23 protein-coding genes and 1 pseudogene are annotated in these 24,731 nt (G+C 37.9%); 3 read left to right on the top strand and 21 right to left on the bottom strand.

Annotated elements, in window-relative coordinates; translation table 11 throughout:
• From ALLST_RS0104065 to ALLST_RS0104040, 8 genes and pseudogenes are all read right to left on the bottom strand, one after another.
• Positions 1-1,551 carry an acyl CoA:acetate/3-ketoacid CoA transferase gene (locus ALLST_RS0104065; protein ID WP_019892803.1) on the bottom strand — a complete coding sequence of 517 codons (1,551 nt, stop codon included), beginning with the start codon at positions 1,549-1,551 and terminating at the stop codon, positions 1-3.
• Positions 1,552-1,601: 50 nt separating this feature from the next.
• Positions 1,602-2,381 carry an enoyl-CoA hydratase-related protein gene (locus tag ALLST_RS0104060; protein ID WP_019892801.1) on the bottom strand — a complete coding sequence of 260 codons (780 nt, stop codon included), beginning with the start codon at positions 2,379-2,381 and terminating at the stop codon, positions 1,602-1,604.
• Positions 2,382-2,532: 151 nt separating this feature from the next.
• On the bottom strand, positions 2,533-3,372 hold the full coding sequence (locus ALLST_RS0104055; RefSeq protein ID WP_019892799.1) for a 3-hydroxyacyl-CoA dehydrogenase NAD-binding domain-containing protein: 840 nt from the start codon (positions 3,370-3,372) through the stop codon (positions 2,533-2,535).
• Positions 3,373-3,530: 158 nt separating this feature from the next.
• Entirely contained in the window at positions 3,531-3,677 is a 147-nt protein-coding gene (locus ALLST_RS11675) for a hypothetical protein (protein ID WP_019892798.1), read from the bottom strand.
• 54 nt (positions 3,678-3,731) lie between these two features.
• A pseudogene (locus ALLST_RS11670) lies at positions 3,732-3,890 on the bottom strand (FAD-binding protein); the annotation flags it as partial.
• A 72-nt stretch (positions 3,891-3,962) separates the two neighbouring features.
• Positions 3,963-4,592, bottom strand: coding sequence for an electron transfer flavoprotein subunit alpha/FixB family protein (locus ALLST_RS11665; protein WP_019892797.1), 630 nt, complete (start codon positions 4,590-4,592; stop codon positions 3,963-3,965).
• Between the two features lie 11 nt (positions 4,593-4,603).
• Positions 4,604-5,401, bottom strand: coding sequence for an electron transfer flavoprotein subunit beta/FixA family protein (locus ALLST_RS0104045; protein WP_019892795.1), 798 nt, complete (start codon positions 5,399-5,401; stop codon positions 4,604-4,606).
• Between the two features lie 21 nt (positions 5,402-5,422).
• Entirely contained in the window at positions 5,423-6,562 is a 1,140-nt protein-coding gene (locus tag ALLST_RS0104040) for an acyl-CoA dehydrogenase (RefSeq protein WP_019892794.1), read from the bottom strand.
• Between the two features lie 1,052 nt (positions 6,563-7,614).
• On the opposite strand from ALLST_RS0104040, the gene ALLST_RS0104035 reads away from it, so the two are divergent.
• Positions 7,615-8,823, top strand: coding sequence for an acetyl-CoA C-acetyltransferase (locus ALLST_RS0104035; RefSeq protein ID WP_019892793.1), 1,209 nt, complete (start codon positions 7,615-7,617; stop codon positions 8,821-8,823).
• 210 nt (positions 8,824-9,033) lie between these two features.
• Positions 9,034-10,035 (top strand): hypothetical protein, encoded by a 1,002-nt coding sequence (locus tag ALLST_RS11020; protein WP_019892792.1) that lies wholly within the window; start codon positions 9,034-9,036, stop codon positions 10,033-10,035.
• 173 nt (positions 10,036-10,208) lie between these two features.
• Here the strand turns inward: ALLST_RS11020 and rbfA are convergent, their stop codons facing one another.
• The 7 genes from rbfA to gmk form a co-directional block, all read right to left on the bottom strand.
• On the bottom strand, positions 10,209-10,592 hold the full coding sequence (gene rbfA / locus ALLST_RS0104025) for a 30S ribosome-binding factor RbfA (protein ID WP_019892791.1): 384 nt from the start codon (positions 10,590-10,592) through the stop codon (positions 10,209-10,211).
• Positions 10,582-12,450 carry a translation initiation factor IF-2 gene (gene infB, locus ALLST_RS0104020; protein ID WP_019892790.1) on the bottom strand — a complete coding sequence of 623 codons (1,869 nt, stop codon included), beginning with the start codon at positions 12,448-12,450 and terminating at the stop codon, positions 10,582-10,584. Before infB ends, rbfA begins: the two co-directional genes overlap by 11 nt.
• A 197-nt stretch (positions 12,451-12,647) precedes the next feature.
• Positions 12,648-12,971 carry a ribosomal L7Ae/L30e/S12e/Gadd45 family protein gene (locus ALLST_RS10050; protein ID WP_019892789.1) on the bottom strand — a complete coding sequence of 108 codons (324 nt, stop codon included), beginning with the start codon at positions 12,969-12,971 and terminating at the stop codon, positions 12,648-12,650.
• The gene (rnpM, locus tag ALLST_RS0104010) at positions 12,961-13,221 is read right to left on the bottom strand and encodes an RNase P modulator RnpM (protein WP_019892788.1); all 261 of its coding nucleotides are present in this window, start codon (positions 13,219-13,221) and stop codon (positions 12,961-12,963) included. Before rnpM ends, ALLST_RS10050 begins: the two co-directional genes overlap by 11 nt.
• A gap of 49 nt (positions 13,222-13,270) precedes the next feature.
• Positions 13,271-15,073 carry a transcription termination factor NusA gene (gene nusA / locus ALLST_RS10045; protein ID WP_019892787.1) on the bottom strand — a complete coding sequence of 601 codons (1,803 nt, stop codon included), beginning with the start codon at positions 15,071-15,073 and terminating at the stop codon, positions 13,271-13,273.
• A gap of 140 nt (positions 15,074-15,213) precedes the next feature.
• On the bottom strand, positions 15,214-15,672 hold the full coding sequence (rimP, locus tag ALLST_RS0104000) for a ribosome maturation factor RimP (protein ID WP_019892784.1): 459 nt from the start codon (positions 15,670-15,672) through the stop codon (positions 15,214-15,216).
• A 226-nt stretch (positions 15,673-15,898) separates the two neighbouring features.
• A complete protein-coding gene (gene gmk, locus ALLST_RS0103990; RefSeq protein ID WP_019892782.1) occupies positions 15,899-16,471 on the bottom strand; it encodes a guanylate kinase in 573 nt (190 codons plus the stop codon).
• A gap of 217 nt (positions 16,472-16,688) precedes the next feature.
• On the opposite strand from gmk, the gene ALLST_RS0103985 reads away from it, so the two are divergent.
• On the top strand, positions 16,689-18,344 hold the full coding sequence (locus tag ALLST_RS0103985; protein WP_019892781.1) for an Rqc2 family fibronectin-binding protein: 1,656 nt from the start codon (positions 16,689-16,691) through the stop codon (positions 18,342-18,344).
• A gap of 36 nt (positions 18,345-18,380) precedes the next feature.
• Here the strand turns inward: ALLST_RS0103985 and recO are convergent, their stop codons facing one another.
• The 6 genes from recO to ALLST_RS11015 all read right to left on the bottom strand — a co-directional run bounded on the left by recO (position 18,381) and on the right by ALLST_RS11015 (position 24,609).
• The gene (gene recO / locus ALLST_RS0103980) at positions 18,381-19,169 is read right to left on the bottom strand and encodes a DNA repair protein RecO (RefSeq protein ID WP_083922007.1); all 789 of its coding nucleotides are present in this window, start codon (positions 19,167-19,169) and stop codon (positions 18,381-18,383) included.
• 109 nt (positions 19,170-19,278) lie between these two features.
• On the bottom strand, positions 19,279-20,157 hold the full coding sequence (locus ALLST_RS0103975; RefSeq protein WP_019892779.1) for a YitT family protein: 879 nt from the start codon (positions 20,155-20,157) through the stop codon (positions 19,279-19,281).
• A gap of 427 nt (positions 20,158-20,584) precedes the next feature.
• A complete protein-coding gene (gene era, locus ALLST_RS0103970) occupies positions 20,585-21,481 on the bottom strand; it encodes a GTPase Era (protein ID WP_019892777.1) in 897 nt (298 codons plus the stop codon).
• Positions 21,482-21,568: 87 nt separating this feature from the next.
• Positions 21,569-21,937: a diacylglycerol kinase family protein gene (locus ALLST_RS0103965; protein WP_019892775.1), complete on the bottom strand. Its 369-nt coding sequence runs from the start codon at positions 21,935-21,937 to the stop codon at positions 21,569-21,571.
• On the bottom strand, positions 21,918-22,373 hold the full coding sequence (gene ybeY, locus ALLST_RS0103960; RefSeq protein ID WP_019892774.1) for an rRNA maturation RNase YbeY: 456 nt from the start codon (positions 22,371-22,373) through the stop codon (positions 21,918-21,920). The genes ALLST_RS0103965 and ybeY overlap by 20 nt, the downstream gene beginning before the upstream one ends.
• Before the next feature lie 124 nt (positions 22,374-22,497).
• Positions 22,498-24,609: a hypothetical protein gene (locus ALLST_RS11015; RefSeq protein WP_019892773.1), complete on the bottom strand. Its 2,112-nt coding sequence runs from the start codon at positions 24,607-24,609 to the stop codon at positions 22,498-22,500.
• Positions 24,610-24,731 lie beyond the last annotated feature (122 nt).

Genomic DNA, 24,731 nt, shown 5'->3' with positions numbered 1-24,731 from the left:
TTAAATTTTTAACCCCATAGGTTTATCTTTAAAGATTCTTTCATCCATCAATTTCAGATTTTCGCTAATTGCTGGTGTGAATTCCATTTGATCCAAAACGTCTTTTTGTAAATCAATACCTGGAGCAATTTCCACTAAAGTGAAGACTCCATCGACTAATTCGAAGACTGCACGTTCTGTAACATAAAGAACTTTCTGTCCGGCTTTTTTAGCGAATTCAGCAGAGAACGTAATTTGTTCAACAGATTTTTTGAACTTTTTAACTTGACCTTCACTAATGATTTCAAGTTTTCCGTCTCCAATTTTTTCCTTAACACCTTTTGCGGTAAATGTACCACAGAAGACAACAACAGGAGTTGATTGCGTGATATTGATAAAACCACCACATCCCGCAATTCTTGGTCCAAAACGAGAAACGTTGATATTTCCAGAACCATCACATTCAGCTAAACCTAAGAATGCTTGATCTAATCCTCCACCATCATAGAAGTCAAACATAGATGGTGAATCAATCGTACAATCTGGGTTAGCAGCAGATCCAAATCCAACACCGGAGGCAGGAACACCACCGATGTTCCCTGCTTCGACAGTCATCTTCATTCCAGGCAATTGTTCTTCTGCGGCGACTTGGCCAATTCCTTCTGGAATGCCAATTCCTAAGTTTACAATTGCATTTGGAGTTAATTCCATAGCGGAACGACGAGCGATAACTTTACGCGCATTTAATGGCATTGGTTCTAATGCATCTACTGGCATACGGATTTGTCCGGATAATTCTGGTTTATATGGATGAACATAGGTTTGCCAAGAGTTATCTGGTGTCCCTTTTACAACGTAGTCAACCATGATGCCAGGAACTTTAACATCTTTTGGATTTAAAGATCCGTTTTGAACAACATTTTCGACTTGCGCAATGACAATTCCACCAGTATTTTTGGCCGCTTCAGCCATTGCAAGCGCTTCTAAGAATGCGGCTTCTTTAGACATGGATAAGTTTCCATTTTCATCCGCATCTGTACCACGAATGACAGCAACGTTGATGTTTTTGAAAGATTTGTAACGAAGGTATTCTTCGCCATCAATGACCATTAATTCAACCAAATCGTCTTTCGTGACGGAGTTCATTTTTCCACCTTCAAGACGTGGGTCAATGAAAGTGTTTAAACCAATTTTAGTGATGACACCAGGACGATGCCCTGCAATTTCACGGAGTAATTGAGATAGTGTTCCGATTGGTAAGTTCCAAGCTTGTACTTTATTTGAAGTCACTAAGCGTTGTAATGCAGGAACTAAGTTCCAGTGTCCACCAACGATAGAACGTAACAACCCATCATGAGCAAGATGGTTCATCCCTAATGCGTCAGTTCCATCACCAACGTTGGTTGGGAAATAGAGATCGAGATCGCGTGGATGTCCAGTTTCTAAGAAACGTTTTTCAATGGCATAAGTCACTTCTTGAGGGTGACACATCCCAATGAATCCAAGCATTGCGATTCGATCGCCATCTTTGACAAGCTCTGCAGCTTGTTGAGGTGTAATTACTTTTGACATGTAATAGCTTCCTTCTCTAATAAAAGTAAAACGAATTTTAAATTTTAAAACTATTTATTGCTGAACTGTTTTTCTTTCACTTTGTTTAAGAAGCAGTCCATACCATATTTTTGGTCTTCTGTAGCGAAGCATCCAGAGAATTCGGCAACTTCAGTAGCGATACCGCCATCGATTGTTTGGTTAAGACCTTCGTTGATTGCTTTTTTAGAAGCTGCAACTGCAAGAGGTGCATTTTTAGCGATACCTTTCGCCATTTTTAAAGCTGCTGGCATCAATTCTTCAAGTGGATATAATGCGTTAACTAAACCGATTTCTAAAGCTTTAGGTGCTTTGATATTACGGCCTGTGTAGATAATTTCTTTAGCCAGACCTACTGGAATTAAACGAGCTAAACGTTGAGTTCCACCAAAACCTGGAGTAATTCCTAATCCTACTTCTGGTTGCCCAAATACAGCATTTTCAGCTGCTAAACGAATGTCGCAAGCCATAGCCAATTCGTTACCACCACCAAGAGCAAAACCATTGATTGCAGCGATAACTGGTTTTTCTAAAGTTTCGATATCACGGAATACTTTGTTTCCAAAACGTCCGTATTCAGCAGCTTCTTCCACTGTTTTATCTTTCATTTCAGCAATGTCTGCACCGGCAACGAATGATTTTTCGCCTGCACCAGTCACGATTACTGCGTAGATATCTTTGTCGTTTTTAACGTCTAAAACAGCAGCCTCAAGGTCTTGAAGAACTTCTGTGGAGAGTGCGTTTAAAGCTTTTGGATTGTTAATTGTAATGATAGCGACGTTTCCGTCTTTTTGAAGTAATACTTTATCCATGATCATAGCCCTTTCTGTATGTATCCATACATGATATTTGTGTGCGTCAATATCTAGATCTATTGCGCTTATTTTTAATGGTTTTGAAACAGATTTAAGAATCCAAAAAAGGAGGAATGATCCATTCCCCCTTATTGTCATTTATGATTGACTATTTTTTGTAGTTATAGAAACCTTCGCCTGTTTTACGACCAAGTTTACCAGCACGAACCATTTTCTTTAAGAGTGTGGAAGCGCGATATTTTGGATCGCCTGTTTCGTCGTAAAGAACGTCCATGATTGCTAAAACAACATCAAGTCCGATTAAATCGCCAAGAGCCAGAGGTCCCATGGGGTGGTTGGCACCAAGCTGCATAGCAACATCAATGTCTTCAACAGAAGCAAGACCTTCTTGAAGAATACCAGTAGCTTCGTTAATCATTGGGATCAAGATTCTGTTCACAACAAATCCAGGTCCTTCTTTGACTTCAACTGGTGTTTTGCCAATTTCTTTGGACATTTCGATAACAGCATCTTTAACTTCAACTGGAGTGTTAGCACCAGAAATAACTTCAACAAGTTTCATTCTGTCAGCTGGGTTGAAGAAGTGCATACCGATCACTGGATGTTTGATTCCGTTTGCAATTTCAGTGATAGATAAAGAAGAAGTGTTCGTTGCAAAAATTGCATCTTCTTTAACGATTTCATCTAATTTTGTGAATACGTCTTTTTTCAGAGCCATCTGTTCAAGAGCTGCTTCAACAACTAAATCACAGTCAGCTAAATCTGTATATTCACCAGCTTTTAAATTGTTTTTTGCAGCTTCTGCAGCTTCTGCAGTGATTTTGCCTTTTGCGACAAGTTTGTCTTTACCTGCACAGATTTTGTTGACACCGTTTTGTGCCCATTCAAGTTTAACGTCAACTACAGTTACTTCGTTTCCTGCAGATGCGAAAGCGTTAGCGATGCCTTGACCCATTGTTCCGGCGCCGACTACACCGATTTTTTTCATGATCATTATCTCCTTATCATCCTTTATGTAAAGGATATGAGATCGCTAAAGATCTCAAAAACCAGATCGAGCAAAGCTGAAGAAAGGATTGCTCGACTTGGTCAAATTACAAATCAACAGTTTGTTTTTGATGAAATCGATCATCAAGAATATTGATTTTAGCGAGAAGCTTTGATGTTTTTAATTTCAGCAATTAAAGCTGGAAGAACAGATTCAACTGTTCCTACATAACCCTGGTTAGCAATTTTGAAGATTTCAGCTTCTGGGTCACGGTTGATTGCGATGATGTAATCAGATTTTTCCATACCCGCAACGTGCTGAACTGCACCAGAGATACCGCAAGCGATATAAAGGCTTGGACGAACTGTTTTACCAGTTTGACCAACTTGACGTTCTTTAGCGATGAAGCCATCTTCAACAGCTGCACGAGTAGCTGCTACTTCACCACCAAGTAAAGAAGCAAGTTCTTCAACTAAATCTAAAGCGCCTTCAGCACCACGTCCAGCACCAACGAGGATGTCACATTTAGTGATATCTACGCCAGCAACTTCTTTTGGCAGGATGCCTTCAACAACGACTAATGGAGTTTCTTAAGTCCATTTTGGAGCAAATTCAACAACTTCACCAGTTCTGTTTGGATCTGGTTTAGCTAAGTCGAATACTTTTGGTCTGATTGTTGCCATTTGTGGACGAGTGTCTGGGCAAACAATTGTACCGAATAAGTTACCACCGAAAGTAGGACGAGTAACTAATAATAAAGCGTCTTCGTTTGGAATTTCACGAACACCGTTGCGGCTGTTCAATTTAACATCTTTACCGATTTCGATTGCAGTAGCATCGGCAGTAAGTCCAGCGTTAATACGAGCAGCAACACGTGGGGCTAAGTCACGACCAAGAACAGTTGCACCTGTTAATAAAGAAGAAGGTTTGAATTCTTCGATTAACTGAGTTAATGCATCTGTATAGAATTGTGTGGAGTAGTCTTTGAGTTTTGGATCGTCAATTACGATCACTTTGTCAGCGCCATGAGCGATGACATCTTTTGCTTTTTCTTTTACGTTTTCACCTAAAAGAACACCAACAACTTTGTAGCCAAGTTCAGGGGAACCATCAACAAGCTCTCTGGCTTTACTGATTAATTCATAACCTACTTCAGCAGGCTGAGAATTCTTTTGTTCTACAAATACGTAAATATCTTTGTAATCTGGAAATGTAGCCATGACGATCCTTTCTATTTCTTAATGAGCTGTTTCTCATTGAGAGTTTCAGCAATTTTCTTTCCTGTTTCTTCTGCAGACAGATTGAATGTTTCTGTAGCAGCAGTCACGTCTTTAGTGAATGTTCTGAATACCTGAGTTGGAGAACCTGCTAAACCGATAGTTTCCATTGGCAGATCAGCAGCTAAATCATCGTAAGTTAAGATTTCAACTGGGTTGTTGAAAGAATCTACGATATCGTTGCAGTTCATGTAACGAGGTTTATTCATACCAGAAAGAGTTGTGATAACAGCTGGTAATTTTACAGAAATAATTTGAGATTCTTCTTCAAGAGATTTTTTAACTTTAACGTGATCTGGAGCGATTTCCATGATTTCGTCTACATAAGTTACTTGAGGAAGATTTAAACGTTCAGCAGTCTGTGGACCGACCTGAGCAGTATCACCATCGATAGCCTGACGACCAGCGATGATTAAGTCATAACCAATTTTTTCTAATGCAGCAGCCAGAGTTCTAGAAGTAGCACAAGTATCGGCACCACCAAGTCTTCTGTCTGTTAATAAATAAGCTTTGTCAGCTCCACGAGCGATGGCTTCTTGAAGCATTCCAGCAGCTTGAGGAGGTCCCATAGAAAGAACTTCAACGACAACATCATCAGATTTGTCTTTTAATTCAAGAGCTGCTTCAAGACCAGCAAGGTCATCTGGGTTGATGATAGAAGGAACGCCATCACGAACTAATGTACCAGTTGCTTTATCAACAGTGATTTCAGTTGAGTCTGGTACTTGTTTTGCTAATACAACAATTTTCATATCGTTCTGATTTCCTTTCCACTACTTCAGCACTGCGCCACTGATAACCATGCGCTGTACTTCAGATGTTCCTTCGTAGATTTCAGTGATTTTAGCATCACGGAACATTCTTTCTACTGGAAGATCACGAGTATAACCGTAACCACCCATCAGTTGGATACATTTAGTTGTTACATCCATAGCGACTTCAGATGCAAATAATTTTGCTTCTGCAGCAAGTACTGTGTATGGTTTGTTTTCTTCTTTAGCCATTGCTGCACGATAAACGAGCATTTTCGCTGCATCGATCTGAGTTTGCAAGTTAGCAAGCACGAATTGAGTGTTTTGGAATTTAGCGATTGGACGACCGAACTGTTTTCTTTCTTTAACATATTTAACAGTTTCTTCCATAGCACCTTCAGCGATACCTAAAGCCTGAGCAGCGATACCAATACGACCACCATCAAGAGTAGACATTGCAACGCGGAATCCTTTTCCTTCGCCACCTAATAAGTTTTCTTTAGGAACGCGAACGTTGTTGAAAATTAACTCGGAAGTCGCGGAACCACGGATACCCAGTTTCTTTTCGTGTTGACCGATTGTGAATCCTGGAGTTCCTTTTTCAACGATGAAAGCGGAAATACCACGGTTTCCTTTAGATTTGTCAGTCATTGCGAAAATGATGTAGATATCAGCTTCGCCAGCGTTAGTGATGAAGATTTTTGTACCATTCAGTACATATGCATCACCATCTAATACAGCAGTTGTCTGTTGACCAGCAGCGTCTGTACCAGCGTTTGGTTCAGTTAAACCGAATGCACCAAGTTTTTCACCAGATGCCAATGGTTTAAGGAATTTTTCTTTTTGTTCAGGTGTTCCGTACTGAGCGATTGGCCAAGTACCTAAAGAAGTGTGAGCAGAAAGTACAACACCAGTAGTTGCACAAGTTTTACTCAATTCTTCTACTGCAAGAATGTAGGACAGGTAATCTGCACCAGCTCCACCGTATTCACGTGGATAAGGAATGCCCAACATTTTAGCTTGACGAAGAATTTCTACGTTTTCTTTTGGGAAACGTTCTTGTTCGTCAACATCAGCAGCGTTGTCTTTAACTTCTGCTTGGGCAACTTCCCGGAACAACTTCTGCATGAGTTTCTGTTGTTCTGTTAAATTGAAATCCATAAATTAAAGTTCTCCTTTCTCTTCAGCTTGAACTTTTGGATTTGTAACAAAGACGCACCTCCACAGCGGGCTTTGTACTAACTCAATAATAATCGTTCTCAAAAGAGAGTCAAATTGAAATGTGAATGATTTCACAGGAAAAACACATTCAAGTTAATTTTTTAACAAATTTCTAAATTGTCTTTTAATCTTTCTTTCTAACCATTAAAACCATCGTGTTGTTGATCTATTCATTTTGCCATCTACTTGTTTAAAAATAGCTGCAGCCGATCGATGCCAAAATGTCAATCTATGAAAAATACAAAATTGACTTAATCCATCCCCTTTTTGACATTTTTTAACATGCTAACTTGTCCATTTTTTATCAAACAAAATCGCCCTTTGCGACACTCTAAAATTTCCCAGAAAAATTTTGGCATTTCAGGCGTCAAAAAAATTCAGACAATTTCATTGAAAAAAAGCCTTGAAAACATAAAAAATGAAAAATGCAAAAAGAATTATGTTATCGCTTACACCTTTTCTAGCAATGAACATTCTTGCTTTTGTCAGGAGGCTGTCATGTAACTTTATTGGAAATTCTATGTAAATAACGCTTGAATTTGGTTCTTTGACTGAATTTCAAACTTGCTTTTCTCTCAAATCGTTTTTTTCACTTAACCCTTTACATGCAATATAAGAAATCAAATTCTACTTTTGATCGAATCACTTTCAGTCCTCTTTCAAAGCTTTCTCTAATTTCGTTTATAGATCATTTAGATCGTGAATCTTGTTTAAAATGACTTCAAATCTCATCAATCTGCGCAGATCTGCAACCAATCAATCCCAAATTTTGAAAAATGACCATACATTGTCAACCTATGTCAAATCAATGTAAGCGCATCAACATTTCCGATAATCGGATATTCTTGCCGTTGAAACCGAATTTGGTCAAAAAATACAAAGATCAAACTGATTTTTCTGTGAATTATTTCACATTTAATTTGAAATTTGCTCTTAACTGGTCTAGTATGAATGAGCAAACAAACTCCTAAGAGTAGAAAGAGGCAAAAACAATGAGTCAAAAAGCTTATATCGTTGGCGCTAAAAGAACTGCCATCGGAAAATTTATGGGTTCGTTGACAAACGTATCCTGCGCAGAAATGGGAGCAACAGTTGTAAAAGCTGCTCTTGAACAAGCAAACGTTAAACCTGAACAAGTTAATGAAGTAATCATGGGTAACGTAATTTCTGCTGGTCTTGGTCAGAACATTGCACGTCACATTTCCCTTGATGCTGGTATCCCTAATTCCGTTCCAGCACATTCCTTAAACATGGTATGTGGTTCTGGTCTTGAAGCAGTTATCGAAGCAGATATTCGTGTTCGCGCTGGTTGGGGAGACATCTTCGTAGCTGGTGGTGTTGAAAACATGTCCGCTGCTCCTTACTTAGTAAACGGTAAAAACAGACAAGGTACAAAAATGGGCGACCAAGTTATGGTTGACTCTATGATCCACGATGCTTTAACAGACGCTATGCACAATGTACACATGGGTGTTACTGCTGAAAACATCGCTAAAAAATATGATTTAACTCGCGAAATGCAAGATGAATTTGCTCTTGCTTCTCAAACAAAAGCAATCCAAGCAGTCGCTGACGGAAAATTCAAAGACGAAATCGTTCCAATCGAAATCAAACAACGTAAAGGTGTTGTTGTATTCGATACTGATGAAGGTCCACGTCAAACTACCCTTGAACTTCTTGCTAAATTAAAACCAGCATTCATTAAAGATGGTACTGTTACAGCAGGTAACGCTTCTGGTATCAACGATGGTGCATCTGTATGTATCGTTGCTTCTGAAAAAGCTGTTGCTGAAAACAACTTAAAACCACTCGCTGAAATCGTTGCTTGCGGTCAAGGTGGTGTTGATCCATTAACAATGGGTCTTGGTCCTACTCCAGCAATCTTAAATGCTTTAAAAAATGCAAATATGACTCTTGATCAAATGGATCTGCTCGAACTGAACGAAGCATTCGCTTCCCAGTCCTTAGGTGTAGTCCATGAATTGGTCGAAGCTACTGGTATCGATAGACAGGCTTTATTAGATGTTACTAACGTTAACGGTGGTGCTATCGCATTAGGTCACCCAGTTGGTGCTTCTGGAAACCGTATCCTCGTTACTCTTCTTTACGAAATGGCTAAACGTAATGCTACTTATGGTCTTGCTTCCCTTTGCATCGGTGGAGGTATGGGTGTAGCTGTTATCGTTAAACGTTGCGCTTAATTCGTTTTTCCATAATGATTTAAATCGATTAAAGCAGGCTAAGTGCCTGCTTTTTTCATGCTTGTGTTTTTAGCAAAATTTACTGACGCTACAGTTTAGCTTTTACAAAAACTTAATGAATTGTCTAGGTTATCTTCATTGTATTTTGTTTAAAAAGCGTGATAATGAAATTGACAAAACACATGGATATATGGTTAGAAAGGAACAATTATGACTCACCATCATTTTGCACTTGCTCTTGTGAGTGCCCTTACGATCAGCGTTCCTGCCATTCCTATTACACAATCCACGCCAATTCTGGCTACATATCACGATGTTACTAACGAATGGCCGGACGAAATCATTGCTGCCGAACACATGCTTCAAGAATTTTGCTATCCGAAACTTGATGCGCATCGTGGCAATGACTATGCAATCATTGAAAAAACTTATCAATTTACGCTTCAAACGCTTCGACACAATCAAAAAAGATCGAGCATGGATCCCGTACTTCGCGGATTAGTCTCTGGTCAAGGGGATAGCCAATCGTATTACGACATGTTTAGCATGATCTTATTGCATTATGGATTATCGACATGTCACTTATCATGCGAAAACGATGCATTTGCCCATGAATTATTAGCTGTCAAACTGAATGAGAAATGGTATATTTGTGATCCTTATTTAGAAGATCAAACTCCCTCTAGTGAACGCGATTACTATTACTTTTTAAAAGGATTCAATTCCATTTCTCAAACCCACGGCAAAATTTTGAATTGGGACAATTGTCCACTTGAAAACGAAGATTATACGCAAGGCAACTCTTCCCTATCCAAGGCAATCCCAATCTATCGCATTTATAATCCAAGAAGCGGTGAACACTTCTATACACAACACTTCGAAGAAATGATTATCCTTAGCTTTAAATCGAATTGGATTTTAGAAGGCGTAGGCTGGAACGCTCCTATTCATTCTGATGAGCCTGTTTATCGCATTTATAATCCAAACACAGGCGATCATCATTTCACGACTAATCGACTAGAAAAAGATACTCTTGTTTGTTTAGGTTGGGTAGATGAAGGGATCGCTTGGTATAGCAATCCCCAAAAAACAATTCCGCTCTATCGCCAATATAATGCCAATGTCAATATCGGCAGCCACAACTATACGACGAGTATTGAAGAGAGAGATGCTTTAGTTCAACGCGGTTGGCACGATGAAAAAATTGCTTAGTATGGAATGCTTCGATGATATTTACTTAACAAAACAGGTCGCAAATGCGATCTGTTTTTTCTTGATAGACTAAAGAAAAACCTCTTGATTTTCACGATTAGAAAACCAAGAGGTTTGATTGTATAATTGCAAATTTATGTAGATCAATCTACGACAAGCAATAAATAAAGTTTTTATTCGTCTTGATCGTCAGGATCTTGTTCTACTGCATGTTGATTTGGTTCAGGTAAATTAGAAAGAATACCTTCAATTTTACGACCTTGTTCTAATGAAGTATCTTGGACAAAAATCAAATCTGGCATTTTTCGTGCCTTAATATTTTTGGCTAAAGTACTACGAATAAAACCTTTTGCAGAACGTAAAACTTTCATTCCGGCATCGTTTCTTTCCTGTCGTCCTAAAAAAGAAACATAAACTTTAGCTTGTGACATATCACGCGTGCATTCCACATCCGTTACTGTCACGAAACCGAGTTTTGGATTTTTCAATTCAAATTGTAAAATTCGGCTAATTTCTTTTTTGAGGATTTGATCCATTCTGTCTTGCTTAAGCGTCATTTTTTACTTCCCGATCTTCGAATGCTTCGATGACGTCGCCAACTTTAATATCGTTGTAGTTTTCGATGGTCAGACCACATTCGAATCCTTGAGATACTTCTTTTGCATCATTTTCGAAACGACGTAAAGAACCAAGTTTACCTGTGTAAACAACAATTCCATCACGGATTAAACGTACAGAAGAGTCACGTTTGATGACACCATCTGTAATATAGCTTCCGGCAATTGTTCCGACTTTAGAAGCTTTATAAATTTGACGAACTTCTGCTTGTCCAGTAACAACTTCTTCAAATACTGGAGCAAGTAAACCTTTCATCAAGCTTTCAATTTCTTCTAAGGCTTTATAGATGATATTGTGGAGACGAATTTCAACGCCTTCTTCTTCAGCTTTTTTACGAACCGCTGCTGTTGGACGAATGTTAAATCCGTAAATGATCGCATTAGATGCACTTGCTAACATAATATCGGATTCAGTAATTGTACCAACTGTAGAACGGATTACGTTCACTTTAACTGTGTCGACATTCAATTTTTCAATAGAAGCTTTCATCGCTTCAGCAGAACCTTGAACGTCGGATTTGATCAAGATATTGATTTCCTGCATATCCCCTTCAGAAATCATACGTGCCATATCTTCTAAAGAACGAGCAGAACTTTGAGAACGTTCTAATTCGATCTGTTTGTTCATACGTCTTTGTGCAATTTCTGCAGCTTTTTTGTAGGAATCGTAAACCATGAAGACATCACCAGCTTTTGGTACTTCGTTTAAACCGATGATTTCGACTGGTGTGGATGGACCGGCATTTTTGAGTTCCATACCTTTATCACTTGTCATTTTACGGATACGGCCATAGCTGCTTCCAACGACTAAAGAGTCGCCAGAATGTAATGTACCTTGTTGAACTAATAAAGTAGCAACTGGTCCACGACCTTTATCCAATTTTGCTTCGACAACTGTACCAGATGCACAAACGTCTGGGTTAGCTTTTAATTCTTGCATGTCAGCAACTAACAATAAGGATTCAAGAAGATCATCAACACCTTCTCCACTACGTGCAGAAATCATGTTGAAGATTGTATCTCCACCCCATTCTTCAGGCATAACGCCTTCATTTGCCAATTCGCTCATTACGCGATCTGGGTTAGCCCCGGCTTTATCGATTTTGTTAACGGCAACGACAATTGGAACCCCCGCTGCTTTCGCATGGTCGATAGATTCTTTTGTCTGTGGCATAACACCATCATCCGCAGCAACAATTAAGACAACGATATCGGTGATTTGTGCCCCACGTGCACGCATAGCTGTAAATGCTTCGTGCCCTGGAGTATCCAAGAAGGTAACTTTACGATCATTAACGCTTGCTTGGTAAGCACCGATATGTTGCGTAATTCCGCCAAACTCACCTTTAACAACATGAGCATTACGGATCGTATCCAATAATGTCGTTTTACCATGGTCAACGTGACCCATGATTGTAACGACTGGTGGTCTTGGTTGAAGATCTTTTTCTTCGAAGACACGGTTAGCGATTTGTTCTTCGATATCATCTTCATCAACGATGAATTCTTTAGTCGCGACCACTTTGAATTCTTCACAAATCAATTCGATTTCTTCATCAGATAAGCTTGTGTTGATTGTGGACATATTGCCCAACAAGAACAAGAATTTGATGATTTCAGAAGAATTACGTTTCATCAATTCGGCGAGTTCCCCGATTGTGATTGGTAAAGAATAAGTAATTTCTTTTGGATACTCGACACGTGGTCTTGGAGTGAAGTTATTGTTCCGGTTGTTATTCCGGTTGTTTGACCGGTTCTTGTTATTTGCCGGTTTCTTTTTAACAGGCTGCTTAGCCATTTCATCACCATCCTTCTTTTTTCTATGGCAAGAAAGCGAAAATTTAAAGAAACAATTTTATCAACAAATCGTGTCTTTAGATCTAGAGCACTTGGCTATGGATGTTCTGAATCCAATTTTCGCTTTGGTTAAAATCAGGATTGCATCAAAGACACGATCAAACAAAGTTTAATGCTTGGTCTTTATTCAATTGGCATTTATACATTGAAAAGTTGCAAGGATGAATCAAGTTTTGCTTGATTCAAAATACTTTTCGCAAATCCCTCATCAAGGACGCTCATCGCCCCTTGGACTTTACTTGAAATCGCGTTAAATCTAAGGGGATTAAGCATAATGAGCGGAATTTGATAATATGCACATTTATCCTGAATTTTTTTAGATCGGTTTGCTCCACAACCTTCTGACAAAATCACCACTTTGGCTTTTTGACTTTGAATGGATGGAAGCAGATTGTCTCCTCGAGCATAACGTCCTGTTTTAACAACGAGCGATGCTAAGGAGACGAGTTGATCAGCCGGCACGGATGATCAACTCCAGTTTTTCATATACTTCTTTAGGAATTTCTGTTTTCAAAGCTTTATCTAAAGCTTTGTTTTTTTGAGCTTTCTCTAAAGTTTCTAAGCTTTTTTGAATATATGCGCCATGACCGTTTTTCTTTCCTGTTACGTCCACAACGATCTCGTTTTCAGGTGTACGAACGACACGAACGAGTTCTTGTTTTGGAAACATTTCTTGAGTCACTACGCATTTTCGCATTGGAATTTTTCTCATGGGGAATACATTCCTTTCTTGCAAGTACTAGATTGAGAAAAGCTAATCTCTAGTATTCATCGTCGTAGTAAGAATCGTATTCTTCGTAGTCGATGTCCTCATTCCAGGATGCGCTCATTTCTTCTTCGATTTCTGCGTTTTCGATTTCTTCGAGCTCATCTTCTGTATAGATTGGGTGCATCGCATTGAATGTTGGTTTTTTCTTCTCAATGCGGCGTTCTTCCTTCTTCGCTTCTTCTTTTGCTTTAGAAGGTTTTGTTCCTTTTGCAGATTCAGCTTTTTCAGGTTCTGCACTTTCGAATTTAGAAGTGTAAGTTGTTGTACGACGTTCTGCTAAAGAGCGACGATTTTCTTTGGCGATCCGTGCTGCAGCTTCCATTTCTGTTTCTTCTGCTTTTGGTGCGAATTCAGCTGCTTCTTCTTCAACATCTTGTTGAACAGGTGTTTCTTCGACCATTTCAACAGTTGCTTGTTCTTCTTGTTCAATTGTTGGTTCGTCAACGAATTCGTCAAAGTTATCTTCTGCGAATTCTTCATCTTCTTCAAATTCGTTTAAGTTAGGCATTACTGCAATTGTACCGGAAGAGTTTCGTAATTCTTCGATACGTTGTTGTTGTTTATAAGCACGTTCAAGAGATTTTTTAGTTAAATACTCTTCATGAAGTTTGTCGACTAATTCACGCCAGTTTACACCCATTTCATCAAGATCTTCTTGAGAACGGATATCGATATGATGTCCGGTTAAATGGAATGCTAATTTAGCGTTTTGTCCACGACGACCAATTGCTAAAGAAAGTTGGCTTTCTGGTACAGCTGCAACTAAAGATTTTTGGCTATTTTCGCGAACTTTACCATCACGACTATTGCGTGTTGGTGTTGCAACTTCTGGGGCATCTTCTGCTAAGAACACTTCAATTCCTTGTGCTGGAGATAATGCGTTGCAAACAAATTCTTGTAAATCATCAGACCATTTGAAAATGTCGATTTTTTCGCCATTGAGTTCTTCACTAATCGCGCGAACACGGCTTCCACCTGGCCCAATACAAGCACCGATTGGATCGATGTTGTCGCGATTGGAAACAACTGCCATTTTGGCACGTTGACCAGCATCGCGGGAGATTGCTTTAATTTCTACAGTTCCTTGATAAATTTCGAGAACTTCTTTTTCAAATAAACGTTTGATTAATTCTGTGGAAGAACGGCTGACCATAACGATCGCACCTTTTGCTTCTTTATCCACATTTGTGATGACAACTTTTAATAATTGACCCACAGTGTATTTTTCAGATGGAATCATGTCCGATTTTCTCATGATTGCATCTGTCGCACCTGGTTGCATTTCACCATTTACATCTGCGCCTAAGCGGACCATGACGAAGCGTTCCTCAACGGATTGAACGATACCAGTAACCATATCACCAACGCAATCTTGGTATTTATCGATTACTTCTTTGCGTTCAGCATCTTTGATTCTTTGGAACATGACACTTTTTACAGTAGAGATATCTCCACGAACAAAGTTATCAATTTCAGTTTCTTCTTCTAATACTTGGCCAACTTGTGGGTAATCTGTGATGTCTTTTGCTTCTTCAAGATCGAGTTGGTAATCCGGATCTTCTACCGTTTCCACAACATCCCATAAACGGAACGCACGAATTCTTCCTTTTTCGTCTACAACAGTACGGATTTTGGCACCATCAGAGTTGTTCCGTTTGCGGTATGCTTTTTCAATCGCATATGAAAGAGCATCTTCGATTACATCTTTAGAAAGATTGTGGAATCCACCAATCTCGTTGAATGCCTCTAGTGCGTTGGAGGCTTTCTTTTTCGTATTCGTTGCTTTTCTAGGCATAATTTCCTCTATACATTTCATTTTTTAATCTTTCATCAAACAGTTGATGAAAGGATATTTTTAATTTAAAACTTGGATGGATATGCGACATTCTTGCTTTTGTATCCATCCTGATTCGCAAAGAGTTCGACGATGATAACTTAAACTTTTACAGCACTTTTGATCAGCGCGATATTATCTCGAGCAACATCTAATTTTTTAGGACGTCCTTTGATAAAGAAGCTAATATGAATTGCTTGTTCATCTACTGCATCGAGTTTAGCTAATACTTCATGAAAACCACTTTGAGGTTCTTTTAAAGTCACAGTGACATACTTACCTACTTGAGCTAAAATTTGAGCCTCGTTTCTTAACTCTCTTTCTGCTCCTGGTGAACAAACCTCTAACATGTACTCCTCTTTAATCGCATCTAATGCATCAAGTTTTTCAGAGATTAATTCGGAACAGGATGCGCAAATATCTAAATCCACGCCACCTTCTTGACGATCAATCATTACGCGAAGAACGTGTGGTTTCATCTTTGTATCCCATTCAAGATCATATAAAGTGCAGCCTTGCGACTCCAATAAGGGAATGATCCAACTTTTCAGATTCTCCATTCAGTCTGATCCATACCAAAAATAATATGGATATCTCCTTTCTGTATTGTTTTGATTGTTACCACGATTTCAAGCATCTTCTTGTCTAAATAAACCTCTAGACAAAATCGAAGGGAGCGGTTTTCCGCTCCCCTAAATTCAGATGCTACATGTAGTTTAACACTTGACAAATGTTCCTTCAAGTATAAACGACCGATAATATTTTGTCAAAGCTTAAATTTAAGCTTTACTTTTCGTTTGTTGGGGCGTTTTCTTGAATGATTTGTTCGATTTCTTTGACCGCACGATCTAAATCATCATTGACGACTTTAAAGCGATAGCGATCTTGTAAAGCTAATTCTTCTTTTGCGCGAGAAAGGCGTTGTTGAATTGCCGCTTCATCTTCACTATTCCGTCCAACTAAGCGTTTTTCTAATTCTTCAATAGAAGGTGGCAAAATGAAAATCGAAAGTGCCTCTGGATATTGATCCATAACTTGTAAAGCACCTTGTACTTCGATTTCCAGCATGACGTTTTTTCCTGCTTCTAATTTTTCTTCTAATCCTTTTTTAGGCGTGCCATAGGCATGACTTGAAAAACCAGCATATTCCGCAAAGCCATTTTCTTTAATATTTTGTTCAAATTCTTCTTGGCTGACAAAATGGTATGTTACACCTTCAATATCTTCTTCGCGTGGTTTACGTGTTGTCCAAGAAACAGAATTCACTAAATTCAATTTGTCATAATCTAATTTTGCGCGTAACGTTCCTTTTCCGACACCAGAAGGTCCGCTTAACACGATGATACTTCCCTTTTTCATTCTTGTTCCCTCTCTATTGATTGTATGATCTTAACATGGATATTCATTGATCTTTCCACGATTGAACTTTGTATAAAATTCATTTCAATACAGTCATTTTAACGTATGGAACACAATTTGTGAAAATAAGACATTGAATTCCTTCATCTTTTTATTTCGGAAAGTTTTTGGTTTTTAAAAAATAAGGTATATTAAAGCGGTACTGGAGGTGACTGTAATGCCATTTGATGGATTACTGATTTCTCGTTTAACCCACCAAATTCAACCCCTCACTGGCGCTAAAATTGGAAAAATCCAATGCTTATCGGATGAAGAAGTTTTATTTTATTTACATTCTCGAGAATGTGGATCGAAGCGACTCGCAATTAGCGTTCATTCTAATACTTGTCGATTCTATCTTTGTTCGACCAATAAAGAACCACTCCCTAACCCCACTAGCTTTGTGATGATGTTAAGAAAGCGGATCTCGCAAGGCTATATTACGGAAATCGAACAAATCGGCTATGACCGTATCGTTCGCTTTCATATACGCGCTGCAAATGAACTAGGCGATATCATTGAATATGATTTATATGCGGAAATGATGGGTAAATATGCCAATCTCGTTTTAGTCGACAGCTCAACTCAATGCATTGTCGATTGCTTAAAACGGATCCCTGTCTTTGAAAACTCCAAACGCTTGCTACATCCAGGTGCACTCTATACATTGCCGGAAAAACCAAATCGCTATGATCCACTAAAACCTGGCGATATTGATTTAGATCGAAGTTTAGTCAGTCAAATCGAAGGTTTTTCTCCAACTCTTTCCCGTGAGTTTTTGTATCGTTTAAATCAAGGCGTTCCGTATGAAACAATTATCGAAGAACTCATTTCATCCAATACTTTGTATTGTTATTCCAAAGAGTTTCATTGTTTAGAACTGACTCATTTAAATCAACAGCCTAATCAACGAGACTTAATGGAAGGAATCGAGCGTCTATATGAAGCCGATGAAGTCAAAAACCGCATTGCTTTACAATGTGGGGACATTTATAAAGCAGTTGATCGTGAATTAAAAAAACTGACCAAAAAACTTCCCCGCTTGCAACAGTCTTTGGAAGAATCGATGGACTATGATCGTTATCGTGAATATGGAGATGTCTTATTTGCTTACTTATATTTAGATAAGCAACCTGTTCTTGAACTTCCTTCTTTTGAAGATGAAAACAAAATACTCCAAATTCCGATCGACATGCGCTATTCGCTTAAAGATAATGCCAATCTTTACTACAAGAAATACCATAAGCTCAAACGTGGTATTGAAATTTTGAATGAACAAGTCGAAGAGTGCGAGAACCAAATCGAGTATTTTTCAACGCTAAAAGAACAATTGGATTACTGTAGTGCCGATGACGTTTTAGAAATTCGCCAAGAACTTGCAAACAAACGTTTGGTGCGTTTAAAAAATCCAAGTGCGCGACAAAAGAAAAAGAAACTGCCGAATATCGTTCAAATCCAAATAGGTGATGCCATGATCTATGCGGGTAAAAACAACCTACAAAACCAATTCATCACTTGGTCTTTAGCTAGAAGAAAAGATTTATGGTTTCACGTTAAAGACTATCATGGCTCCCACGTTGTTTTACAAAGCGATCAGCCAACGGAAAATCAAATTCGCTTTGCCGCAAATTTAGCTGCTTACTTTTCTAAAGGGCGCAATTCTTCTAGTGTTCCGATTGATTACACTTTAATTTCCAATTTGAAAAAAGTTCCTAAAAAAGGGCCTGGCTTTGTGACAATGAAATCGTATCAAACGATTTATATCGACCCACATTGCGATATCATCGAGGCTGCCATTCAAGCAAAAGCCGTTGACGAAAATATAGAAATCTAATGAAAAGCAGGATGCATCATCAAGCACCCTGCTTTTTTACATATTCAACAAACTTTTTAAAAATGGAAGACTTTTGATTGGCGCATCATTGGTATACACATACCAATCCAATAAAAAGATCAATAATGACCAATCCCAAGGAACTTGTTTTAAAGTATCCAGTTTTGAATGCGGAACTTTAATCAACCAGCGCAATTGACGTAATTGCACTTTTGAAAATAGTACATCCCCTTGTTCTAGGTTGATATGATCCAGACAAACAAATCCACCTTGTCTTTGGGAAATTCCCGCTATTTTAGAAGTCCCACCGCAAACATTACATTCATCCACATTCATGATCGTTCCTGTATTTTTTAAAATCTCGCAAACGATCAAGCATGCATAAAACAAAACTAACGATTCACTTGCCTCTTCACTAGCTTTCCAACATTCTTCTAAACTTGAATAAATAGTCGGAGTAATGCCATGCCGCTCAATGAGAATCGATAAAATCGCATTGAGTGTTTGGAATTCTAAAGAATCGTTCATCTTCCAATAATAACGCTCACTCGAACCACGTATTAAATACAACATATCGCGCGAGTATTGCGGATCATATACCACCTGTACCTTAGATCCCGGTAGTGCAATTCTGCGATTTTTTGATGTTTCTCTTTGGATTCCTTTGGCAAGCACACTATAAATTTCATTTGGCGTTGCTAAGTGGATGACGCCATCATGTTCTTGATAGTCATGAACCGATAAAACTAACCCTGTTACTTTAGGTTGCCCTAGTTCATCAACTGGATATTTCATATTGATTAAATCTACCCGTTTCATATCCATACCTTTTAAAAAATCCTGCCAACCTTCGTCCGGTTTTTATTTTGCATATAAGAAGAAATCGTTTTGAGGGTTATCCAAAACCCAAGATTTCACTTTTAACGTTCTCCAATCAGTTTGTTTGCTCTCCAATCTGAACCATCTTGAATCCTTCTCCATGTACCTCATTGGACTCTAGTACAATTAAGAATGAAGCTGGATCAGCTTTTTTCACAGCCTGCTGCACTTGGAACATTTCTTTGTTATTGCAAGCACACATCACAACCTGCTTTTCTGCTCCTTTGTATCCACCCTGAGCACTTAGAATCGTTGTTCCTCTTTGACAACATTCATCAATCACCTGACAAATCTCTCGTCCATGCTCGGTTACGATCAATGCCAGTTTTCCAGCATTAATACCATACATCAACTTATCGACAGCAACGGCAAAAATAAAGTTTACGATCATACCGTAAATAATTCCGTCAATATCACGGAACAAAATTCCACCTACAAGAATAATTCCTACATCGGACCAAAATGCAATTTTACCCAGTGACAAATGAGGCTTAATCGCTTTAACTGCCATGATAATGAAATCAGAACCCCCTGTAGATGAGTTCTTAGAATAAATCAACGCATATCCGATACCACCAAATACGCCTGTACAAAGAGCAGCTAATAAACGATCTCCCGTATATACCGGAAACAATGGTGCTACAAAGTCAATCATCAATGAGGAAAGCACCATACAACGGATTGAACTTACAAAGAATTTTTTTCCAAGAAGTTTATAACAAATGATTGCTAATGGAATATTCAATGCAATCGTCGATAAGCCGATTGGAATATTCAATAATCGATATAAAATAATCGAAATACCGGAAAATCCAGTCATCGGAAACTTTGCCTGTACAGCAAAGTTATAAATTCCAGCTGCAATAAATACACTTCCAATAAATTCCCACGCCAATTGAATTGCAAAGTCTTTTGCTTTTTCCATTTCTTTCATCCCTCCCTATATAATCAAGTCTTTTTCTTTCGAAAAAAGGATTTTAATGGTTTCTTAAAAGTGATCTCTTCGATCAATAAGCCTTTGTTATAGATATATTACTGTATCCGTTACTCAAATAGTGGGTTTAAGATACACGAAAAAACACCTTTTGATTCTCGTTTTACATGGCTTTGAGTTTCCCATTTTCTTTTAAGCGAACATTTAGCGATTGCCCACATCTAAACGATCCAATAAGCCTTTATGCTCACATTTTAGCAAGAAGTATTTCAAATCACGAATGTTCCAATAAAAGAAAACAGGTATCAATCTTTTGATTGATGCCTGTAAATCCGCCATGCAATGCCACGAATGTATTCAGTTTGTATAGTACCTGATCAACGTGTGGCATTGCTTGCAGGATTTTTTAATTTATGCATGAAGTAAATTATTCGGATAATTCATCTAATCCGAATTCTTTAATTTTTGCTTCGCGGTTTCGCCAGTTCTTTTCGACACGAACATAGAGTTCTACTTCAACTGGTTTTCCTAATTTTTCTTTAATTTCTTTTTGTGCACTTAAACGGATATCGCGAATCATATCGCCGCCTTTACCGATCAAAATTCCTTTTTGAGAATCACGATCGACAATGACGATAAAGGATAAAGCAACTTTGCCATCCTTTTCTTTCATGCTTTCTAAAACAACAGCCACGGAATGTGGAATTTCTTCATGGGTTTTAAAAAGGACTTTTTCGCGAACAAGTTCACTGAGCTGGAATACTAAGCCATGGTCGCTTTTCATTTCTGCTGGGTATAAAGCCATTCCTTCTGGAATATATTGTCTAAATACCGATAATACTTCGTCTAAGTTTTCTTTTTTCAAAGCCGATAAAGGAACAATTTCCGCAAAGTCGTGCAGATTTGACCAGTACATCAATCGTTTTAAAAGTTTTTCTTTGTTCAATTTATCAACTTTGTTCAACAATAAGATGACTGGAGTATTGAGTTCTTTTAAGCGATTTAAAATAAATTCATCACCAGTTCCGAAAGATTGCGTTACATCGACAATCCACGCAATAACATCGGCATCTTCCATGGCGATATACGCATTTTTATTTAAAACTTTTCCCAACTCTTGTTGAGGTTTATGAATTCCTGGAGTGTCCATGAAGACATATTGCGTATCTTCATTGGTCAAAATCCCAGCAATATTGTTACGCGTTGTGTTCGGTTTATCCGACATAATCGCAATTTTTTCTTGTAATAAGGCATTTAACAATGTCGATTTTCCTGCATTAGGTCGTCCGACAATCGCAATTACACCTGATTTAAATTCTGACATGTAGAAATCCTTTCTAGAGTTTTCTATTCGATCAACATAATCATCTATCCAATTTCGATAATCGACTATTGTTGAAAATTTATCTTATCAAAAGAGCTTTGAAAAGGCATTAAGTAGATAAGGACCAAATATACTAAGGCCAATAATCACCGCAAAAATGCAGATAATTGAAACAGCAGCTGCACAAAGATCTTTAATTTGACCAGCTAAAGGGTTGCGCTCTAAAGAAATATAATCAACCGTTTTTTCAATTGCAGAATTGAAAAACTCAGCCGATAGAACGAGAGCGATTGCTAATGCTATCCAAAACCATTCAACCATTGTTAAACGAAAAAACAATCCCGCTACAATGACTAAAATGGAAAAAAAGGCATGGGCGCGAATTGAGCGATCTTTGCAAAAACCATACTTTAATCCTTGGTAGGCGTAAACAAATCTACCTTTCAGCCACGCCATCTAAAATTTCCTTTTGTAAACCAAACATCACTTCTTCATCTTCAGGGGTCATATGATCATAGCCTAAAAGATGTAACAAGCCATGGCAAAATAAAAAACAAGATTCGCGACGAGGTGAATGCCCATATTCTTTTGCTTGATCGAGAATCGCTTGTGTATTGATAAATATATCTCCTAATTCATTTTCTTCTTCTTCGATCAAAATATTACTATCATCGTCTTGCATCGCAAAAGAGATGACATCCGTTGGACGATCGACATTGCGATAATCTCGGTTAATTTCATGAATTTGTTCAGGATCACAGAAGATCACTGAACAAACTAAATCTTCACTTTTGTTTAACAGCTTACCTGCCTTTTCCATGATTGTAGAATAATCTTTTTCATAATCATGTTCAGGGGTCGCTTCAGTCATTAAATTAAATACGATTTCCATGCCTCTATTTTATGGGTTTTCTTGTTGCATGTTAAGTATTCAATGTATATTTCGCTTGAGTATAAAGAAAAGATGCCTGATCCGATACGACCAGACACCTATTCCATTCAAGTTTATTCTTCGCTTATTTTTCAATAGGAGCAGTACGGAAGGCGATTCCTTCAAATTGCCAACCTAATGTAACCAAAGCATCTTTTTCTTGCTTACTCATTGTGTAATGATGGTTTCCATCATTTAAATTATAAACACGATAAACTGGTGCACTTTGTGGTTTTTTATTGGTATACCAAGCAACCTTTTCATCATGCCATCCTAAAGAAACAAGAGTATTCTTTTCGGTTTCATCTGTTGTGTAATGATGTAGTCCACTATTTGGATTGTAGACACGATATAATGCTTGGCCATTCTTTTCTTCTTCAGCCATGAATGCAACGCCTTCAGCATCCCATCCAACACTTGCTACATGTTTATATTCTTTTTCATCTAATGTATAAAGGTGTTCTCCATTATTTGGATTATAAGCACGATACACTGGGTTCAATTTAACGGTTGAACCGCCACCACCAGTGCTTGGAGCAGGAGTTGTAATCGTTTCACCTTTTCCAACTTCAGTTCCATTGACAGTAACTTTGTCTCCAGTTTTGTTTTCTACTTTAACGCCACCAGGAACTTGGATAGAGTTAATTCCTTGTAAAATTTCTACTGATTCATTTGCATTTGCGACTTCTTTTTGAACTTCTTGAGCCGTACCAATAATATAGTTCGAATCAACTTTTAATGCCGCTTTATCATCAGGAACATACTTCATGACATCACTTGAGAATTTACCAGATTCTGCAACGATAGTCGTATCTTTAGAATCTTCAGCAACAAATAAATCTCTCATCGCTTTAGCATGTTCACTTTTGACTTCACTATTTTTTACATTGACTGAAATCGGGAATTTATATGAACCATCTACATAGATCGCATCACCTGTTTCATCAAATCCAGATTGTGCTCCTGTAGAAGGAACAAATTCTTGTCCATGTGATAAAACATGACTGTTTTCTACATTTAATGTTCCACCTTTGACCGCAATTCCTGTTCCAGCTTTGATGGTAGAGTTATTTTTCAAAGTAACAGATGATTCTTGGGCTGGCATATAAATTCCATAATAATCTTCTCTTGTCATCGTGAGTGTTGAATGATCTAACGTTAAATGTAAGTCTTTATCTGTTCCGTGTAAATCAAATCCTCGATAATAATTAGATTCGATATTTACATCTTTCAATGTCAATTTAATGTTACTTACTTCTTGATAAGGATCGCCTATTAATCCGACATTTGGACTATCTTCACTAGGATTATCATTGAAAGCTTGAATTTTGCCATTTTGAATAGTCATATCGACATTCGAATGTAAAAAATTGAGAGCAGTCGATAAAGTAGTAAACGTATTTCCGTTTAAATCTACAGTTCCTTTAACCCCTGATGAAGCACTAAAACTATCGTCACCTGTATAATCATTAACTAAAATTGCTCTATGATCTTTAGAATTTCCGATTGCATCTGATGCAGTTGTATAAAAATTATAAGAACCATCTTCTTGAAGAGCTTTAAATCCACCATTCATTCCCAAATAAAAATCGGAATACTTCGAAACCACATGTTTCAAATCTAAAGTCTTCGTTGTTGTTGTAATGTTTTCTCCAAATATGAATGTAATAATGTCAGTATTTAAAATGCTGCTTAAATCACCAAGCTTTTCTACATCAAAATGACTTTTGTTTTTTGCATTATTAACTATCCTAAAAGTCCCGCCTTTTTTTAATTTTGCAGTAAAACCTTTAGCTGGATAATTTCCGTAAGGATTTTTAAAATGATTCGTTACGTTATGGCCATTTAAGTCTAAAGTAACATCAGCCCCCTGTGTTTCAATCTCTAGATTGATCCCGCTTGTCTGAACTTTTTTTGAATAAATTCCTGGGTTAGTGAAATCGACATCTTGATACAGTTTGACTTCAATTTTATTTCCTTTGATTGTTTTTTCTAATGCATCTTTCCAACTCGAATAATCATTTGTTTTTCCATCGATTGTCACAGATACAACTGTTTCTTCTGTTGGCTGTTCTGTTTCTTGGGCAAACGTAGAATTGTCTACTTGATCAAATGATTGTTCTTGTCCAAAAACTGGAGATATTGTTGTGGCCATCATGCAGGACGCCATCAGCAAAGGCAAAACTCTTTTTTTCATATTCAATTTCCCCTCTTGCTCACTCAAAAACCCGAAGATTTTTGATGATGCATAACATCTTTATAATCGTTTCAATAGTATCATCTTATCGATGATATATATATATATATATAGGATTGCTT

It is taken from the genome of Allobaculum stercoricanis DSM 13633 (genome assembly GCF_000384195.1).
Classification (GTDB): domain Bacteria; phylum Bacillota_I; class Bacilli_A; order Erysipelotrichales; family Erysipelotrichaceae; genus Allobaculum; species Allobaculum stercoricanis.
Note: the sequence above shows the minus strand (reverse complement) of the source record. Positions and strands in the feature narration are given on the sequence as shown.

Excerpts from the sequence above, each read along its gene's own strand:
- recO (WP_083922007.1), bottom strand. The coding sequence starts at position 19,169 with ATGGATATGAAACGGGTAGATTTAATCAATATGAAATATCCAGTTGAT.
- infB (WP_019892790.1), bottom strand. The coding sequence starts at position 12,450 with ATGGCTAAGCAGCCTGTTAAAAAGAAACCGGCAAATAACAAGAACCGG.
- ALLST_RS0103975 (WP_019892779.1), bottom strand. The coding sequence starts at position 20,157 with ATGAAAGAAATGGAAAAAGCAAAAGACTTTGCAATTCAATTGGCGTGG.
- ALLST_RS0103965 (WP_019892775.1), bottom strand. The coding sequence starts at position 21,937 with ATGGCGTGGCTGAAAGGTAGATTTGTTTACGCCTACCAAGGATTAAAG.
- ybeY (WP_019892774.1), bottom strand. The coding sequence starts at position 22,373 with ATGGAAATCGTATTTAATTTAATGACTGAAGCGACCCCTGAACATGAT.
- ALLST_RS11665 (WP_019892797.1), bottom strand. The coding sequence starts at position 4,592 with ATGGCTACATTTCCAGATTACAAAGATATTTACGTATTTGTAGAACAA.
- ALLST_RS0104060 (WP_019892801.1), bottom strand. The coding sequence starts at position 2,381 with ATGGATAAAGTATTACTTCAAAAAGACGGAAACGTCGCTATCATTACA.
- ALLST_RS11015 (WP_019892773.1), bottom strand. The coding sequence starts at position 24,609 with ATGAAAAAAAGAGTTTTGCCTTTGCTGATGGCGTCCTGCATGATGGCC.
- ALLST_RS0104035 (WP_019892793.1), top strand. The coding sequence starts at position 7,615 with ATGAGTCAAAAAGCTTATATCGTTGGCGCTAAAAGAACTGCCATCGGA.
- ALLST_RS0104065 (WP_019892803.1), bottom strand. The coding sequence starts at position 1,551 with ATGTCAAAAGTAATTACACCTCAACAAGCTGCAGAGCTTGTCAAAGAT.
- nusA (WP_019892787.1), bottom strand. The coding sequence starts at position 15,073 with ATGCCTAGAAAAGCAACGAATACGAAAAAGAAAGCCTCCAACGCACTA.
- ALLST_RS0103985 (WP_019892781.1), top strand. The coding sequence starts at position 16,689 with ATGCCATTTGATGGATTACTGATTTCTCGTTTAACCCACCAAATTCAA.
- rnpM (WP_019892788.1), bottom strand. The coding sequence starts at position 13,221 with ATGAGAAAAATTCCAATGCGAAAATGCGTAGTGACTCAAGAAATGTTT.
- gmk (WP_019892782.1), bottom strand. The coding sequence starts at position 16,471 with ATGAAAAAGGGAAGTATCATCGTGTTAAGCGGACCTTCTGGTGTCGGA.
- era (WP_019892777.1), bottom strand. The coding sequence starts at position 21,481 with ATGTCAGAATTTAAATCAGGTGTAATTGCGATTGTCGGACGACCTAAT.
- rbfA (WP_019892791.1), bottom strand. The coding sequence starts at position 10,592 with ATGACGCTTAAGCAAGACAGAATGGATCAAATCCTCAAAAAAGAAATT.
- ALLST_RS0104040 (WP_019892794.1), bottom strand. The coding sequence starts at position 6,562 with ATGGATTTCAATTTAACAGAACAACAGAAACTCATGCAGAAGTTGTTC.
- ALLST_RS0104055 (WP_019892799.1), bottom strand. The coding sequence starts at position 3,372 with ATGAAAAAAATCGGTGTAGTCGGCGCCGGAACAATGGGTCAAGGCATC.
- ALLST_RS0104045 (WP_019892795.1), bottom strand. The coding sequence starts at position 5,401 with ATGAAAATTGTTGTATTAGCAAAACAAGTACCAGACTCAACTGAAATC.
- ALLST_RS11020 (WP_019892792.1), top strand. The coding sequence starts at position 9,034 with ATGACTCACCATCATTTTGCACTTGCTCTTGTGAGTGCCCTTACGATC.
- ALLST_RS11675 (WP_019892798.1), bottom strand. The coding sequence starts at position 3,677 with ATGGAAAAATCTGATTACATCATCGCAATCAACCGTGACCCAGAAGCT.
- rimP (WP_019892784.1), bottom strand. The coding sequence starts at position 15,672 with ATGGAGAATCTGAAAAGTTGGATCATTCCCTTATTGGAGTCGCAAGGC.